11 protein-coding genes are annotated in these 15,032 nt (G+C 70.9%); 10 read left to right on the plus strand and 1 reads right to left on the minus strand.

What is annotated here, in order from left to right; translation table 11 throughout:
- Positions 1-14 precede the first annotated feature (14 nt).
- The 10 genes from pgeF (at position 15) to ACIG47_RS18290 (ending at position 10,528) form a co-directional block, all read left to right on the plus strand.
- Positions 15-806, plus strand: a complete 792-nt coding sequence (gene pgeF / locus ACIG47_RS18245) for a peptidoglycan editing factor PgeF (RefSeq protein ID WP_397432431.1) — start codon at positions 15-17, stop codon at positions 804-806.
- Between the two features lie 266 nt (positions 807-1,072).
- The gene (locus tag ACIG47_RS18250) at positions 1,073-1,543 is read left to right on the plus strand and encodes a cell division protein SepF (RefSeq protein ID WP_397412782.1); all 471 of its coding nucleotides are present in this window, start codon (positions 1,073-1,075) and stop codon (positions 1,541-1,543) included.
- 126 nt (positions 1,544-1,669) lie between these two features.
- Positions 1,670-1,966, plus strand: coding sequence for a YggT family protein (locus tag ACIG47_RS18255; RefSeq protein WP_397412780.1), 297 nt, complete (start codon positions 1,670-1,672; stop codon positions 1,964-1,966).
- 276 nt (positions 1,967-2,242) lie between these two features.
- Entirely contained in the window at positions 2,243-2,884 is a 642-nt protein-coding gene (locus ACIG47_RS18260) for a DivIVA domain-containing protein (protein ID WP_397432432.1), read from the plus strand.
- 171 nt (positions 2,885-3,055) lie between these two features.
- Positions 3,056-3,523 carry a TraR/DksA family transcriptional regulator gene (locus ACIG47_RS18265; RefSeq protein ID WP_397432433.1) on the plus strand — a complete coding sequence of 156 codons (468 nt, stop codon included), beginning with the start codon at positions 3,056-3,058 and terminating at the stop codon, positions 3,521-3,523.
- 275 nt (positions 3,524-3,798) lie between these two features.
- The gene (locus tag ACIG47_RS18270; protein WP_397432435.1) at positions 3,799-4,329 is read left to right on the plus strand and encodes a hypothetical protein; all 531 of its coding nucleotides are present in this window, start codon (positions 3,799-3,801) and stop codon (positions 4,327-4,329) included.
- A 249-nt stretch (positions 4,330-4,578) separates the two neighbouring features.
- A complete protein-coding gene (locus ACIG47_RS18275; protein ID WP_397432437.1) occupies positions 4,579-5,364 on the plus strand; it encodes a signal peptidase II in 786 nt (261 codons plus the stop codon).
- The gene (locus ACIG47_RS18280; protein WP_397432439.1) at positions 5,364-6,293 is read left to right on the plus strand and encodes an RluA family pseudouridine synthase; all 930 of its coding nucleotides are present in this window, start codon (positions 5,364-5,366) and stop codon (positions 6,291-6,293) included. The genes ACIG47_RS18275 and ACIG47_RS18280 overlap by 1 nt, the downstream gene beginning before the upstream one ends.
- 96 nt (positions 6,294-6,389) lie before the next feature.
- On the plus strand, positions 6,390-9,938 hold the full coding sequence (gene dnaE, locus ACIG47_RS18285; protein ID WP_397432440.1) for a DNA polymerase III subunit alpha: 3,549 nt from the start codon (positions 6,390-6,392) through the stop codon (positions 9,936-9,938).
- Complete coding sequence (locus ACIG47_RS18290) at positions 9,935-10,528, plus strand: NUDIX domain-containing protein (protein WP_397432442.1); 594 nt, start codon at positions 9,935-9,937, stop codon at positions 10,526-10,528. The genes dnaE and ACIG47_RS18290 overlap by 4 nt, the downstream gene beginning before the upstream one ends.
- Before the next feature lie 66 nt (positions 10,529-10,594).
- Here the strand turns inward: ACIG47_RS18290 and ACIG47_RS18295 are convergent, their stop codons facing one another.
- Positions 10,595-14,971, minus strand: a complete 4,377-nt coding sequence (locus tag ACIG47_RS18295; RefSeq protein ID WP_397432443.1) for a S8 family serine peptidase — start codon at positions 14,969-14,971, stop codon at positions 10,595-10,597.
- Positions 14,972-15,032 lie beyond the last annotated feature (61 nt).

The raw sequence follows: 15,032 nt of genomic DNA on the forward strand, positions 1-15,032 counted from the left end.
GTACGCTCGCACCCGTGAGCGACACCCGGACCCTCGAAGGCGTGCACCCCGTCGACCTCGGCGACGGGGTGCACGCCTTCTTCACGTCGGGGGCGGGCGGCGTGTCGCCGTCCCCGTGGTCGACGTCGGACGGCGGCGGCCTCAACCTGGGCCTGAACGTGTCCGACGACGCCGCGCGGGTCGCTGCCAACCGGTCGCGGGTCGCCGCGCGGCTCGGCGCGCCGGTGGCGTTCGCGACGCAGGTGCACGGCGACGTGGTGCTCGCGCTCGGTGCCGCCGAGCGCGAGCAGTGGGCGGCGCCCGTCCCGCCGTCGACGGCGGGGGAGGGCGACGCCCTGGTCACCGCCGAACCCGGGCTGGGGCTCGGCGTCCTGGTCGCGGACTGCGTGCCCGTGCTGCTGGCGGACCCGGAGGCGCGGGTGGTCGGGGTGGCGCACGCGGGGCGCCAGGGCGTGCTGGCCGGAGTGGTGCACCGGGCCCTCGACGCGCTGGTCGCGCGCGGCGCCGACCCCGCGCGCGTGCGCGCCGCCGTCGGGCCGGCGGTGTGCGGGCGGTGCTACGAGGTGCCCGAGGCGATGCGCGACGAGGTGGCGGCGGCGGTCCCGGCGACGTTCGCCACGACGAGCGCCGGCACGCCTGGTCTGGACCTGCCCGCCGGGGTGGTCGCGCAGCTCGCGGCGCGGGGCGTCGTGGCCACACGGGTGCCCCGCTGCACGCTGGAGGACCAGGCCCTGTTCTCGCACCGGCGAGCGTCCGCGACCGCTACCACAACAGGCCGCCAGGCTGGCATCATCGCGCTCATTTGACGGCCTTCCCGCCGCTTCCGGCACCCCGCGACACGCCGACGGAACGCTCCTGACCTGCGAAATCACACTGATGTCGTTTTTAGCGCGCAATCGCTGAACAACTTTGGCAAAGTTGTTCGTGGCACGGCGTGTCGCACTTCCGGGTCGGATTGCGCCGGGCTACTTTTGTCAAGGCAACCCCGACGAGGGGTCAAGGCCGGACCTGTTGGACGGGCCAGCTGGACCGACAGAAGGACGCACAGCAGGCGACGAACGGAGAAAGAGCGATGGCCGGAGCGCTTCGCAAGACCATGCTGTATCTGGGCCTCGCCGACGATCAGGGCGAGCCGGAGTACCTCGACGAGTACGACGAGGGCCTGGAGGAGAACGTGGAGGACCACCGGCACGCACAGGTCACACCGCTGCACCGCGACGGTGTGCCGCGTGAGGCCCTGTCCTCCTCCGAGCTGCGCCGCATCACGACGGTGCACCCCCGGTCGTACAACGACGCACGGAGCATCGGCGAGGCCTTCCGCGCCGGGACTCCCGTCATCATGAACCTCTCCGACATGGACGACGCCGACGCGAAGCGCCTGGTCGACTTCTCCGCCGGGCTCATCTTCGGTCTGCACGGCTCGATCGAGCGGGTGACCAACAAGGTCTTCCTGCTCTCGCCCGAGCACGTGGAGATCGCGGCCGAGGAGCAGGTGGCGCCGGACAAGCCGAACGGGCGCGGCGGGTTCTACAACCAGAGCTGATCCCCGTCACCACGAGACCTGGGCGGAGGGCGGTCGCTGCGGCGGACGCCCTCCGCTCACGTCTGTCCGGAGCTCGTTCGTGATGGCTCATGTGATCCGGGGTCCGAACACGTTAGGTTGTGCCTTGTGACTCTGATCCTGCAGTTCATCGGTTTCCTGCTGTGGCTGTTCATCCTGTTCCTCATCGGCCGGCTCATCTTCGACTGGGTCCAGTTCTTTGCCCGGGACTGGCGGCCGCGTGGTGTTCTGCTCGTGGTCGCGGAGGCGGTCTACACGGTGACCGACCCGCCGCTGCGGTTCCTGCGGCGGCTGATCCCGCCGCTCCGGCTGGGGCAGGTCCAGCTCGACCTGGCCTTCATCGTCCTGTTCTTCGGCGCGTCGCTGCTCTCGTCGCTGGTCGGGTCATGGGCCAGAATGGTCTGACGCCTGCTACGACACCGCCGGAAAAGTGGTGGAGATGTGCCGGTTCCCGGCGGGCCGGTTCACGCGTGTGCGGGGCAGGCCGCGAGAACATTGACCGATGCATGGATCTGGCCTGGGGTGAGGCGGCACACTCTGTGAGGAAATCGTGCCTGGGGGTGCTCCCGGTGTGCGGCGCCCCTACCGTCCGCTACCGTGGGTTGCGGCGGAGGGCGCGCGGCTGGGCAGCGCCGACGTCCGAGTCCTGCGTTCCTACGTTCTAACTTTCGAGGTGACACGATGGCACTGCTGACTGCAGAGGACATCCTCAACAAGAAGTTCTCGGCGACGAAGTTCCGCGAGGGCTACGACGTCGAGGAGGTCGACGACTTCCTGGACGAGGTCGTGCGGACCCTGACCAACGTCCAGGAGGAGAACGAGGGCCTCCGGCAGAAGGTCGCCGCCGCCGAGCGCCGCATCGCGGAGCTGTCGCGCAACGAGGCCGCCGCGCCTGCCCGTGCGCAGGCTGCGCCCGTTGCCGCTCCCGTGATGCAGCCCGGCCCCGCCGGTGGCAAGCCGGGTGGCCCCGAGCCGGAGTCCGCCACGGGCATGCTCCAGCTCGCGCAGAAGCTGCACGACGACTACGTGCGCTCCGGCCAGGAGGAGGGCGACCGGCTCATCTCCGAGGCGAAGACCGAGGGCGCCCGCATCGTGCGCGACGCCGAGGAGACCTCGCACCGCACGCTCTCCCAGCTCGAGCAGGAGCGCTCGCTGCTGGAGCGCAAGATCGACGAGCTGCGTCTGTTCGAGCGGGACTACCGCACGCGTCTGAAGAGCTTCCTGCAGAACCTGCTCGGCGATCTCGACGCCCGTGGTTCGGCCCTGCCGCCGCGCAACAACCAGCAGTCGGGCCGCCCGGCCGAGATGGCTCAGGGCATCTGACGGCGCGCGCGGCGGCCGGCGTCCCCACCTCGCCGTCCGGTCGCCGCGCGCGACACGCCGGACACACCCATGATGGGGGCACGCCACATCGGCGTGCCCCGTTGTGCGTCCGGCCGCTTGTGCTTACGCTTCGTGGACTTGACCACCGGGGGCGACCGCGAAGGGGAACCCATGACCAAGATCTCGACTGCGACGCGAGCGGCGATCAAGCAGGAGTTCCCGAACCTGGCGCGCGACGTGAAGAAGTTTCCCGTCCGCGACGGTGAAGAACCCTGGACCTTGCGCGAGGCCGAGGAGCTGGCCGCACTGCTCCTGGAGGACAAGGAGCGGCTCGAGCGCGAGCTGCACGTGGCCGACCGCGAGCTGTCGGACCTCCTGCGCAACTCCGGCGACGGCGCCGGTGACGACCAGGCCGACTACGGCTCCAGCGCGCTGGAGCGCGAGCAGGAGCTCACGCTGGTGAACAACATGCGTGACCTGCTGGCGCAGACGAACCACGCCCTGGACCGCATCCGCAAGGGCACCTACGCGACGTGCGAGCTCACCGACCTGCCGATCGGCAAGGCGCGGCTCCAGGCGTTCCCTCGGGCCACGCTGTCGGTCGAGGCGAAGGCTCGCGAGGAGCGCCGGGGCGCCTGACGGACCTCGCGGGCACCGAATTCCGAACTCGATATCAACGCTGTGATGTCTGGGTTACGGGTATTCCTGGTGCATTGCCGTGGGAATCGGTCCTGGAATGTCGCTTTTCGGGTTGTGTGCCCGCCGTCACGTTCCGATTGACAGGGTGAATTTCTCACCGGATGCTCGTCGAGGTGAATCACACGCGTGTGTTTCATCGCTTTTCCGACGGAGCTATTCGAGGGGGAAACACAATGATCCGAGGAATCCGTGCAACCTGCCGTGCAGGGGCAGCCGTGGTCATGTCGGCCGGTCTGGTCGTCGCCGCGGCAACGGGTGCGAGCGCGATGGTGCAGGGCGACGCGCCCGAGCTGATCAGCGCACCCGCCACCGGCAGCGCGACGGACGCGGCCGCCCAGGCGGCGGACGTGCTCGGCACCACGAACCCGCTGGGCGTGGTCGGCGTCGACGGCGCCCTCGACGTGCTCGAGGGCTACGGCACCACCGAGGCCCCGGTGGGCGTCGACGGTGCGATGGTCCCCGAGGAGGTCGCCACGGTGGGCGACGTCGTCGAGATCGAGAGCGACGGCAGCTTCAACGCGCTGAACGACGTGTGCGTCGCTCCCTGGTACTGGGAGGGTCCGGGCAACGTCGGCAGCACCGCCAACGTGACCGACTACCAGGCCTGCAACGACGGTGAGACGGAGCTCGGTGGCGACGGTTCGGTCAACGTGCTGAACAACTGGTGCGTCGCGCCGTGGCACTGGGACGGCCCGCTGAACCTGTTCAACACGGGTAACCTCACCAGCTACGCGGCCTGCAACTGATTGACAGGCCCATTCGCTCCCGTCGTGCGGTGACGCGACGGTAGTACTGCACCACGCGAGGCCCTTTCCCGGATATCCGGGGAAGGGCCTCGTTGCTTTCCCGGCTGCCATTCCCGGTGCGTCAATTCCGTCATGGACGGCATATCGGTTGTCTGCCACTCGTGGTGGTGCCTGCCGTCCGCCGGCCCGTGCCGGACTCCTCTCGTGCCGTGTCCGGCGACGGACGTACGGCGTGGGAGACTTTGGGGGATGTCTACTCCCGCTGAACACTCCGCCGTCGCCGGCGACGCGACCCGGCCCGCGGCCCCCTCGTCGTCGGGCAGCCGCGCGCTCGTGGTCTGGACCGTCGTGCTGGCGGCCTTCGTCCTGGCCGCGGACCAGCTCACCAAGTGGTGGGCCGAGTCGGCCCTGGTCCCCAACGCGCCCACCATCCCGGTGGTGGGCGACCTGCTCGGCATCCGGCTGATCTACAACCCCGGCGCCGCGCTGTCGATCGCCTCCGGCTACACCTGGATCCTGACCATCGTCGTGACGGTCGTCGTGGTGTTCATCGTGCGGGCGATCGGGCGCCTCGGGTCGCGCGGCTGGGCCGCGGCACTCGGGCTGCTGCTCGGCGGGGCCGTCGGCAACCTGGTGGACCGCCTGGCCCGGGAGCCCGGGTTCGCGCGCGGTCACGTGGTGGACTTCATCGACTACGCGGGCTTCTTCGTGGGGAACGTGGCCGACATCGCCGTCGTCACGGCCGCGGTGCTGATCGCGCTGCTCTCGCTGCGCGGCATCGGCCTGGACGGTCGGCGGCACACGGACGAGCGTCCGGACGGCGCGGCGGCGCCGGACGGTGCTGCACCGGACGCTGCGGTGTCCGGTGGTGTGGTGTCTGGCGCTGCGGCGTCCGGCGGTGCGGCGTCCGGCGGTGCGGTGTCCGGCGGTGCGGCGCCGGGCGGTGGCGCGGTGCCGGACGCGGGCGACCCGGAGAGCCGGCCCCTGACGGGCGGCACGCCGGCGTCGCAGGACGCCCAGGGCGACCCCGCCTGATGGCGGTGCGGACCCTGCCCGTCCCGGACGGGCTCGCCGGCGACCGCGTCGACGCGGCGCTGGCCCGGATGCTCGGCTTCTCCCGGACGCGGGCGGCGGAGCTCGCCGAGTCCGGAGCGGTGCGTCTCGACGGGCGTGTGGTCGGCAAGTCCGACCGGGTGGTACCCGGCGGCTGGCTCGATGTGGACGTGCCGGAGGAACGGCCGGCCGTCGAGGTGGTGGCCGAGCCCGTGCCCGGCATGGGCATCGTGTACGACGACGACGACCTGGTCGTGATCGACAAGCCGGTCGGCGTGGCGGCGCACCCGTCGCCGGGCTGGACCGGTCCCACCGTGGTGGGGGCGCTGATCGCCGCGGGCTACCGCGTCTCCACGTCGGGCGCGGCGGAGCGGCAGGGGATCGTGCACCGGCTGGACGTCGGCACGTCCGGACTCATGGTCGTGGCGAAGTCGGAGGCCGCCTACACGGGGCTCAAGCGGGCCTTCAAGGAGCGCACGGTCGACAAGGTCTACCACGCGCTGGCCCAGGGCCATCCTGACCCGACGACGGGGACCATCGACGCGCCGATCGGGCGGCATCCCAGCTCGGACTGGAAGTTCGCGGTGACCGCGGACGGCAAGCCGTCGGTGACGCACTACGAGACCCTGGAGATGCTGCCGGCCGCGTCGCTGCTGGAGGTGCACCTGGAGACGGGACGCACCCACCAGATCCGCGTGCATTTCGCCGCGCTGCGGCACCCGCTCGTGGGCGATCTGACGTACGGCGCCGACCCCGTGCTGGCCTCCAAGGTGGGGCTGACGCGGCAGTGGCTCCACGCGCACCGGCTGGGTTTCGAGCACCCGGTGACCGGGCGCCGGGTCGAGGTGGAGTCGGCCTATCCGGCCGATCTGGAGGCGGCGCTCGAGGTCGTGCGGGGCGCGTACCGGTAGGTCCCCGACGGTGTGTGCGATCCGTCTCAGGGCGAATCGCGGAACGCCGTGCGAGGAGACCCGGGCGTGTGGGTGAGCCGTCCTAAGATCGTGGACATGCCCACCGCCACCGCTTCCACGAGCGACGACTTCGTCCATCTCCACGTCCACACCGAGTTCTCGATGCTGGACGGCGCGGCCCGGATCGGCGATCTCATGGAGGAGGTCGCGCGGCAGGGTCAGCACGCCATCGCGACCACCGACCACGGGTACCTGTTCGGGGCGCACGAGTTCTGGGCGCAGGCGCAGAAGGCGGGCATCAAGCCGATCATCGGCGTCGAGGCCTATGTCACGCCGGGTACCAGCCGGTTCGACCAGACGCGCGTGCGCTACGGCGAGGCGGGGCAGGAGTCGGACGACGTGTCGGCGCGCGGTGCGTACACGCACATGACGCTGCTGAGCAAGAACAACACGGGCATGCACAACCTGTTCCGGGCGTCGTCGCTGGCCTCGCTCGAGGGCCAGATGGGCAAGTGGCCCCGGATGGACCGTGAGCTGCTGGAGCGGTACTCCGAGGGGCTCATCGCGACCACCGGGTGCCCGTCGGGCGAGATCCAGACGCGCCTGCGGCTGGGACAGTGGGACGAGGCGGTCCGGCAGGCGGGTGAGCTGCAGGACATCTTCGGCAAGGAGAACTACTTCGTCGAGCTGATGGACCACGGGCTCGACATCGAGACCCGGGTCACCAAGGAGCTCCTGGAGCTGGCCAAGACCATCGGCGCCCGGCTGGTGGCCACCAACGACCTGCACTACGTGCGCGAGGAGGACGCGACCAGCCAGGAGGCGCTGCTCGCGATCAACTCCGGCTCCACGCTGGACGACCCGAACCGCTTCAAGTTCGACGGCACGGGCTACTACGTGAAGTCGGCCGCCGAGATGCGCAGGATCTTCAAGGAGCTCCCCGAGGCGTGCGACAGCACGCTGCTCATCGCCGAGCAGTGCGAGGTCTCCTTCGACACGTCGGCCAACTACATGCCGCGCTTCCCGGTGCCGGACGGCGAGGACGAGATCTCGTGGTTCGTCAAGGAGGTCGAGGCGGGCCTGCAGCGCCGGTACCCGAACGGCTACTCGGACGCGGTGCGCAAGCAGGCCGACTACGAGGTCGAGGTCATCATCCAGATGGGCTTCCCGGGGTACTTCCTCGTGGTCGCCGACTTCATCAACTGGTCCAAGGCCCAGGGCATCCGCGTCGGACCGGGGCGAGGCTCCGCGGCCGGTTCGATGGTGGCCTACCTTATGGGCATCACCGAGCTCGACCCGCTGGAGCACGGGCTCATCTTCGAGCGGTTCCTCAACCCGGAGCGCGTCTCCATGCCTGACGTCGACGTCGACTTCGACGAACGTCGTCGCGGCGAGGCCATCAGGTACGTCACCGAGAAGTACGGCGACGACCGTGTGGCGCAGATCGTCACCTACGGCACCATCAAGGCCAAGCAGGCCATCAAGGACTCCTCGCGGCTGCTGGGCTTCCCCTTCGCCATGGGGGAGAAGCTCACCAAGGCGATGCCGCCCGCGGTGATGGGCAAGGACATCCCGCTGACGGGCATCTTCGACCCGAAGCACCCCCGGTACCCGGAGGCCGGCGAGTTCCGCCAGGTGCACGACACCGACCCCGAGGCGCAGCGCGTGGTCGAGCTGGCGCTCGGTATCGAGGGGCTGAAGCGGCAGTGGGGCGTGCACGCCGCCGGCGTCATCATGTCCAGCGAGCCGCTGATCGACATCATCCCGATCATGAAGCGCCCGCAGGACGGCGCGATCATCACGCAGTTCGACTACCCGACGTCCGAGGGCCTCGGCCTGATCAAGATGGACTTCCTGGGTCTGCGCAACCTCACGATCCTCGACGACGCGCTCGAGAACATCGTGATGAACGGCAAGGACCCGGTCGACATCGAGAACGTGGCGCTCGACGACAAGGCGACCTACGACCTGCTCGCGAGCGGTAACACGCTCGGCGTGTTCCAGCTCGACGGCGGGCCCATGCGCTCGCTGCTGCGGCAGATGCGTCCCGACAACTTCGAGGACGTCTCCGCCGTCATCGCCCTGTACCGGCCCGGGCCGATGGGCATGAACTCGCACATCAACTACGCGCTGCGCAAGAACGGCCAGCAGCAGATCGAGGCGATCCACGAGGAGGTCAAGGACGACTTCGCGGAGATCCTGGACGAGACCTACGGCCTGATCGTCTACCAGGAGCAGGTGCAGCGCGCCGCGCAGATCATGGCCGGCTACTCGCTCGGCCAGGCCGACCTGCTGCGCCGCGCCATGGGCAAGAAGAAGCCCGAGGTGCTGGCCAAGGAGTTCGTCAACTTCGAGAAGGGCGCCCGCGAGAAGGGGTACAGCGACGCCGCGATCAAGGCGGTGTGGGACACCCTGGTCCCGTTCGCCGGCTACGCCTTCAACAAGGCCCACTCCGCGGGCTACGGCCTCGTCGCGTACTGGACCGCCTACCTCAAGGCCAACTACCCGGCCGAGTACATGGCGGGCCTGCTGCAGTCGGTGGGCGACAACAAGGACAAGATGGCGCTCTACCTCAACGAGTGCCGCCGCATGGGCATCACGGTGCTGCCGCCGGACGTCAACGACTCCTCGGCCAAGTTCACCGCTGTGGGGAACGACATCCGCTTCGGGCTCACTGGCGTGCGGAACGTGGGGCGCAACGTCGTGGACGCCATCGTGGAGGCCCGTGAGGCGAAGGGCTCCTTCACCTCGTTCCAGGACTTCCTGGACAAGGTGCCCGCGCCGGTCTGCAACAAGCGCACCATCGAGTCGCTCATCAAGTCCGGCGCCTTCGACTCGCTCGGTCACACCCGGCGGTCGCTGCTGGTGGTGCACGAGCAGGCCGTCGACTCCGTGATCAGCGTGAAGCGCAAGGAGGCCGAGGGACAGTTCGACCTGTTCGCCGACTTCGGCGGCGGGGACGACGACCCGGGCATGGGCTTCTCCGTCGAGGTGCCGGACCTGCCGGACTGGGAGAAGAAGCAGAAGCTCCAGTTCGAGCGCGAGATGCTCGGCCTGTACGTGAGCGACCACCCGCTGTCCGGCCTGGAGCACGTTCTGCAGCGCGCCGCGGACACGTCGATCGCCTCGCTGCTGGCCGACGAGCACCGGCCGGACAACTCCGTGGTGACCGTGGCGGGCCTGCTCACGTCGGTGCAGCGCAAGATGAGCAAGAACGGCAACCCGTGGGCCGCCGTGACCGTCGAGGACCTGGAGGGTGCCGTCGAGGTCATGTTCTTCGGCGAGACCTACCTCGCGTACTCCACGATGCTCGCCGAGGACCAGGTGGTCGTGCTGCGCGGCAAGGTGCGCCGCCGCGACGAGTCGATGTCGTTGCAGGCCATGGAGGTGGCGCTGCCCGACATCACAGTCGGGTCGGACTCGCCGCTGGCCGTCACGGTGCCGCACAGCCGAGCGGTGGAGCCGGTGATGGTGCGCCTGCGCGAGGTGCTCGCCACGCACCCCGGGTCCGCGGAGGTGCACGTGGCCGTGGCCGAGCCCGGCAAGAAGACGATCGTGCGCGCCGCCGACACGCTGCGGGTCGAGAAGTCGCCGGCGTTGTTCGGCGACCTCAAGGCCCTGCTCGGCCAGGGCTGCCTGTCGTGACGGACGCTCCGCCCGGACGGGCCGCCGCCGGGGCCGAACCTGCGGTTGCCGCCGGACCGCCGGATCCTGTCGGGCCGGCCGAAGGGCTGCCCGCCGCGACCGACCGCTATCGTGCGGGCGACCACGAGCGATTCTCGCTGGTGCCGGCGGCCTACCTCTTCCTGCGGCGCGAGGGCCAGGTGCTCCTCCAGCTCCGCCAGGGCACGGGCTATCGCGACGGGTACTGGGCGTGTGCCGCGGCGGGCCACGTCGAGGAGGGCGAGTCTGCGGTCGACGCCGCCGTCCGCGAGGCGTCGGAGGAGCTCGGCGTGATCGTCGCGCCTGAGGACGTCCGGCCGCTGACGGTGCTCCACCGCGGCGAGCCGGGCGGCCCCGCCATCGAGCAGCGCGTCGACTTCATGTTCGAGGCCACACGGTGGACGGGGACGCCCACGATCCAGGAGCCGGAGAAGGCTGCCGACCTGGCGTGGTTCCCGTTCGTCGCGCTGCCCGAGCCGCTGGTGCCCCACGAGGCGGCGGTGCTGCGCGCGATGCACGCCGCGGGGCGTCACGGTACCCAGGTGCCGAGACTGCTGACGTTCGGCTTCTGACGGGACGTGTCAGGCCCTCAGGTCACCCGGGTGACCTGAGGGCCTGACACGTCAGGCGGTTCTACCTCAGCAGACGCCCAGGTCCCGCCACGGGCCCCACGGCGTGGCGCCCGGCTCCTGGTGACGGGTCCACCACTTGGCCTGCCAGAGGTGGCCGTCGTGCGCCACCGTCTCGCCGCCCGTGTAGACCCAGGTGCTCGTCCAGGCCTGGTACGTCTCGTCGCCGCAGACGACGTCCGCCCCGACCTCGGCCCACGGGCCGTAGGGCTTGCCCGGCTTGTCACCGCGGGTCCACCACAGGGCCACGTACACGGCGCCGTCGTACGACACCTCGTCACCGGCCCGGTAGACGGTCTTGCGGTCCCACGCCGGGGCCGCGGCCCCGGTCACCTCGACGTCCGCCGACGCCACGGCGGGCTCGTCGAACGGGTTCGACGTGACGTGCTCCGCCGAGTTGGTGTACGTGCCACTCAGCGCGTCGGCGTCCACCGTGGTCTCGTACGAGAGGGTGACCGGGTCAGCGGCCGGCCCCACGTAGTCGAGGCAGATCGAGCCGCCCTCCGTGAGCACGGAGGAGGGGTCGCCCGCGTTCACGACGGCGGTGCCGAGCGTGCCCGCGAGGTTCTCGATCCCGACGGTCGCCGTCTCGGGCAGGGCGCCCAGGTCGGCGTACTCGAAGGTGATCTCGGGCCGGTCGTCGGCCACCGAGTTGTAGATCCAGGCCTGGAACGTGCCCACCGAGTTCGACAGGTCCGCGGGGTCCTCGCCGAACTCGAACGGGTCGTCCCACTGGATCACGGCCACCTCGCCGCCGGACGTCGCCAGGCGCACGCCGCGGTCGTTGGCCAGGGACAGCTCCAGGTCGGACCAGAGCGGCGCGATGACACCGTTCGGCGTCGCCGTGCTGGGCAGCTCCTGGGGTGTCCACGGCTCACCGGCGTAACCGCCGGCGATGGTGATCAGGCCGTCGTCGGAGACGGTGAGGTTGGGCGACTGCTCCGAGTAGTGCGGGAACGGGCCGATGTTCGAGAACGCGTTGACGGCCACGCTGTCGCCGTCGAGCGTGCTGAACCCGACGCCCGCGGCACCGAGGTCCACGAACCCGGCCCACGCCGCGCACTGCGGGTCGTCCGCCGGCGTCGACGCCTCGTAGGTGCCCACGGCCCCCACCTGCGTCGGCACGTCGACCTCCCACGTGATGGTCTGCCCGTCGACCACGCCGCCCCCGGTCACCGACGCCGGGTCGACGGTCAGGCCGTCCGGCACGGTGTCGGTGATCGTGTACGTCAGGTCCTCGGGCGTCACGTTGGGCTGGACGGTGATGTCGTACCCGACGGTGTCACCGACGCCGGCCGCGTCGACCGACGCCGTCTTGGTCACGTCGTCCGCCACGCGGGAGAGCCGGACCGGGATCGAGCCGATGTCACCGGGGCTGTCCGGCGAGGTGCCGAGCACCGCGGTGCCGAAGTACAGGTCGCCCTCGGCGGCCTCGGGCAGGTCCCAGTGCACGCGCACGTCGTACGGCTCGCCCACGGGCACCTCGCCCTCCGGCCCGGCCACCCCGGCGTTGCCGAGGTCCTCGCCCGGCACCACGGCGGTCGCCAGCGTGTGGGCGTCGGGCTGGTTCTCGGTGCCGTTCCAGTTCTGCACCACCACCCACCAGGTGCCGGCCTCGGGGTCGGGCACCTCGCACAGCTCGGCGGCGGACGACGTCGTGGACGCGCACACCTGGGTCGCCGCGCTCGGCGTGTCCCCGGTGCCCACGAACATGTCGAGGTCCGGCGCCTCGGCCGCGGTGATCTGGGCCACCAGCCGTGACGCGCCCTCGGGCACCTCCAGCGTGGTGACCTCGACCTGGCTCAGGTCGTCGAACGCGTCCGTGTTGGTCGGGTCCTGGCTGAGCGAGCCCTCGTGCTGGTCGGCCTTCACCAGGCCCTGCACGGAGCCGGTGAAGTCGCTGATCGCGACGGACTTCAGGCCGGTCACGGCCTGCGAGCCGGTGTCGCGGCGCGTGGTGATGTCGATCTCGTCGGGCAGGATCGCGCCGGACGGGACGACGGCGACCGGCAGCGTGACCGCCGGGACGTCCTCGCTGCTCGGGGTGAGCGTGATGCGGCCGAACAGGGTCTCGCCCTCCGGCGCGCCGGTCACGTCGGCGGTGACGGAGATGCCGAGCGAGTCGCCCGGCGACACGGTCTCGGTCGAGAGGGTCACGTCCAGGGACAGCCCGTCGTCGGACACCGCGGACGGCGTCCACGTGACGTCGGCCGGGGCCGACGCAGGCGCGACGGCCGTGCGGTCCCAGGAACAGGTGGCCAGGCACTGGGTGTCGGCGAAGGACGGCAGGTTGAGCGTGCTCGGGTCGCCGCCTGCCTCCGGGTCGGCCGCCAGGTAGTCGGCAGCCGTCTCGTCGAACAGCAGGCCCGCCTGCACGGCGGCCCCGATGTCGATGTGCCCGCTGCCCTGCTCGTACGGCGTGGCGGGCGAGCCGTCGAAGTCCTTGACGGTCGTGCGCGCCGTGGTCATGAGGGCCGACTGCTGCTGCGCCGGGGTCCAGTCCGGGCGGGCCTGCGTGAGCAGGGCGCCGGCACCGGCGACGTGCGGGCTCGACATCGACGTGCCGGAGATGACGCCGTACTCGACGTGGTCGTAGGCGCCGTCGGCCACGCCGAGGGCGGCGAGGATGTCGACGCCGGGCGCCGTGATGGACGGGACGATCGTGTCGACGGCGCGGTTCGGGCCGCGCGACGAGAAGCTGGCCATGGTGTCGCCGCGCTCGTCGTCGATGACGAAGTCCGTGCCGGAGACCGTGCCGGTGTGCCCGGTGCCCTCGGCGAGCCAGGCCCGGAGGGTCTGACCGTCCGCGTACGAGATGGCCAGGCCGGGCACGGCGAACGCGTCACCGAGCAGCGAGCCGCCGTTGGGCTCGTCGTTGGTGAGCACGAAGCCCGCCGCGCCCTGGGCCGCGACGTTCGACGACTTCTCCACACGGCCGTTGCCGCCGCGGGCGCAGACCACGATCTTGTCGGTGAACTCGGCCTCGTGGCCCGTCGTCGCTGTGCACTGCGGGTCGCCCACCGTGGCCGCGTCGACGATCTCGGTCGCGGGCAGCGGCCCGGTCAGCGACTTGCCGGCCAGGTCGGGCAGGGTGCCCGCGCTGCTGGTCAGGTCACCCAGGGTGTTGACCATGTGCCGGTTGTGCGTCGAGGCGCCCACGGAGGTGATCCACGGTGCGTCGGCGGGGGAGCCGGTGGTCGCGAACCCGGGGCCGTCGTTGCCGTTGGAGGTGGCCACGAAGATGCCCGCGGCGCGCGCGTTGAGGAACCCGATCGCGTCGAAGTCGTTCCACAGGTCCGACGGCGAGGAGGAGCCGATCGAGTAGTTGATGACGTCCACGCCGTCGGCGATGGCCTGGTCGATCGACGCCGTCAGGCCCGCGGTGGTGCAGCAGCCGCGGTAGCTGATGACGTTCGCGTGCGGGGCGACGCCGGAGACGTCGAACGTCGGCGGGTCGGTGCCCTCCGGCGCCGTCGGCGTCACGTCGTTCACGACGTTGCCGCCCGACGTGGAGGCCGTGTGCGAGCCGTGCCCGTCCTCGTCCAGCGCGCTGCGGTCGGTGGCGCTGAGGAACCCGTAGGCGCCGATCAGCTTGCCGTTGCAGGGGAAGTCGGGGTCGTACTGGTCGGTGTTGGCCGGGTCGCACACGCCCAGGTAGTTGCCCGCGCCCAGCGGGTTGGTGTGCGTGTACCCGTCGGCGCCGGTCTCGGCGAACGAGGGGCTGCCCGGGTGGATGCCCGTGTCGATGGTGCCGATCACGACACCCTCGCCCTTGTAGTCCTCCGGCAGGCCCAGCTCCTCGACGGCGTTCCACAGCGCGTCCGCGTTGCTCCAGGCGGGGCCTGCGTCGGTGTGCAGCTCACGCTCCTCGTCGAGCGCGATGTGCGCGACGGCGGGGTCCTTGGCGACCTGCGCGGCCTCGGCCGGGGTCAGGACGGCGGAGATGCCGTTGACGGCGTACTGGTAGGTGAACGGCACCTCGACGTCGTGCCCGACGGTGCGCTCCATGCGGGTGACGAAGTCGTCCTGCTCGGCCTCGAGGAACTCGGTGTACTCGCGGACGCGGGCCGACGAGGCATCGAGCGTGCGGCCCGCCCGCGGGGTCGTGGCCTCCAGGCCGGCGACGCCGCCGTCGTAGCTCGGCACTGCGGCGTCGGCCAGGCGGATCAGGTAGGTGCGCTCGGCGGTGCCGCGCCCGAGCGCGAGCTTCTGGATGCCGGCGTCCCGCTCGACGCCGGGCTGCGGCGTGGTCTCGGCCGGCACCAGGTCCTGGGCCAGGGCGTCGCGGGGATCGGTCTTGTCCGCGCCCGGCGGGGCCTGGGGGACGGCGACGGCCGCCGGCGCTACTGCCGCCGCCAGCGCCGTGACGGCCGCTAGGACGAGCATGGACGTTCTGGACCGGTGTGACATGTACGGCTCCCTCTGGTACGGCAGCGATGGGGTCGAG

The organism is Promicromonospora sp. NPDC052451 (assembly GCF_044547525.1).
Classification (GTDB): domain Bacteria; phylum Actinomycetota; class Actinomycetes; order Actinomycetales; family Cellulomonadaceae; genus Promicromonospora.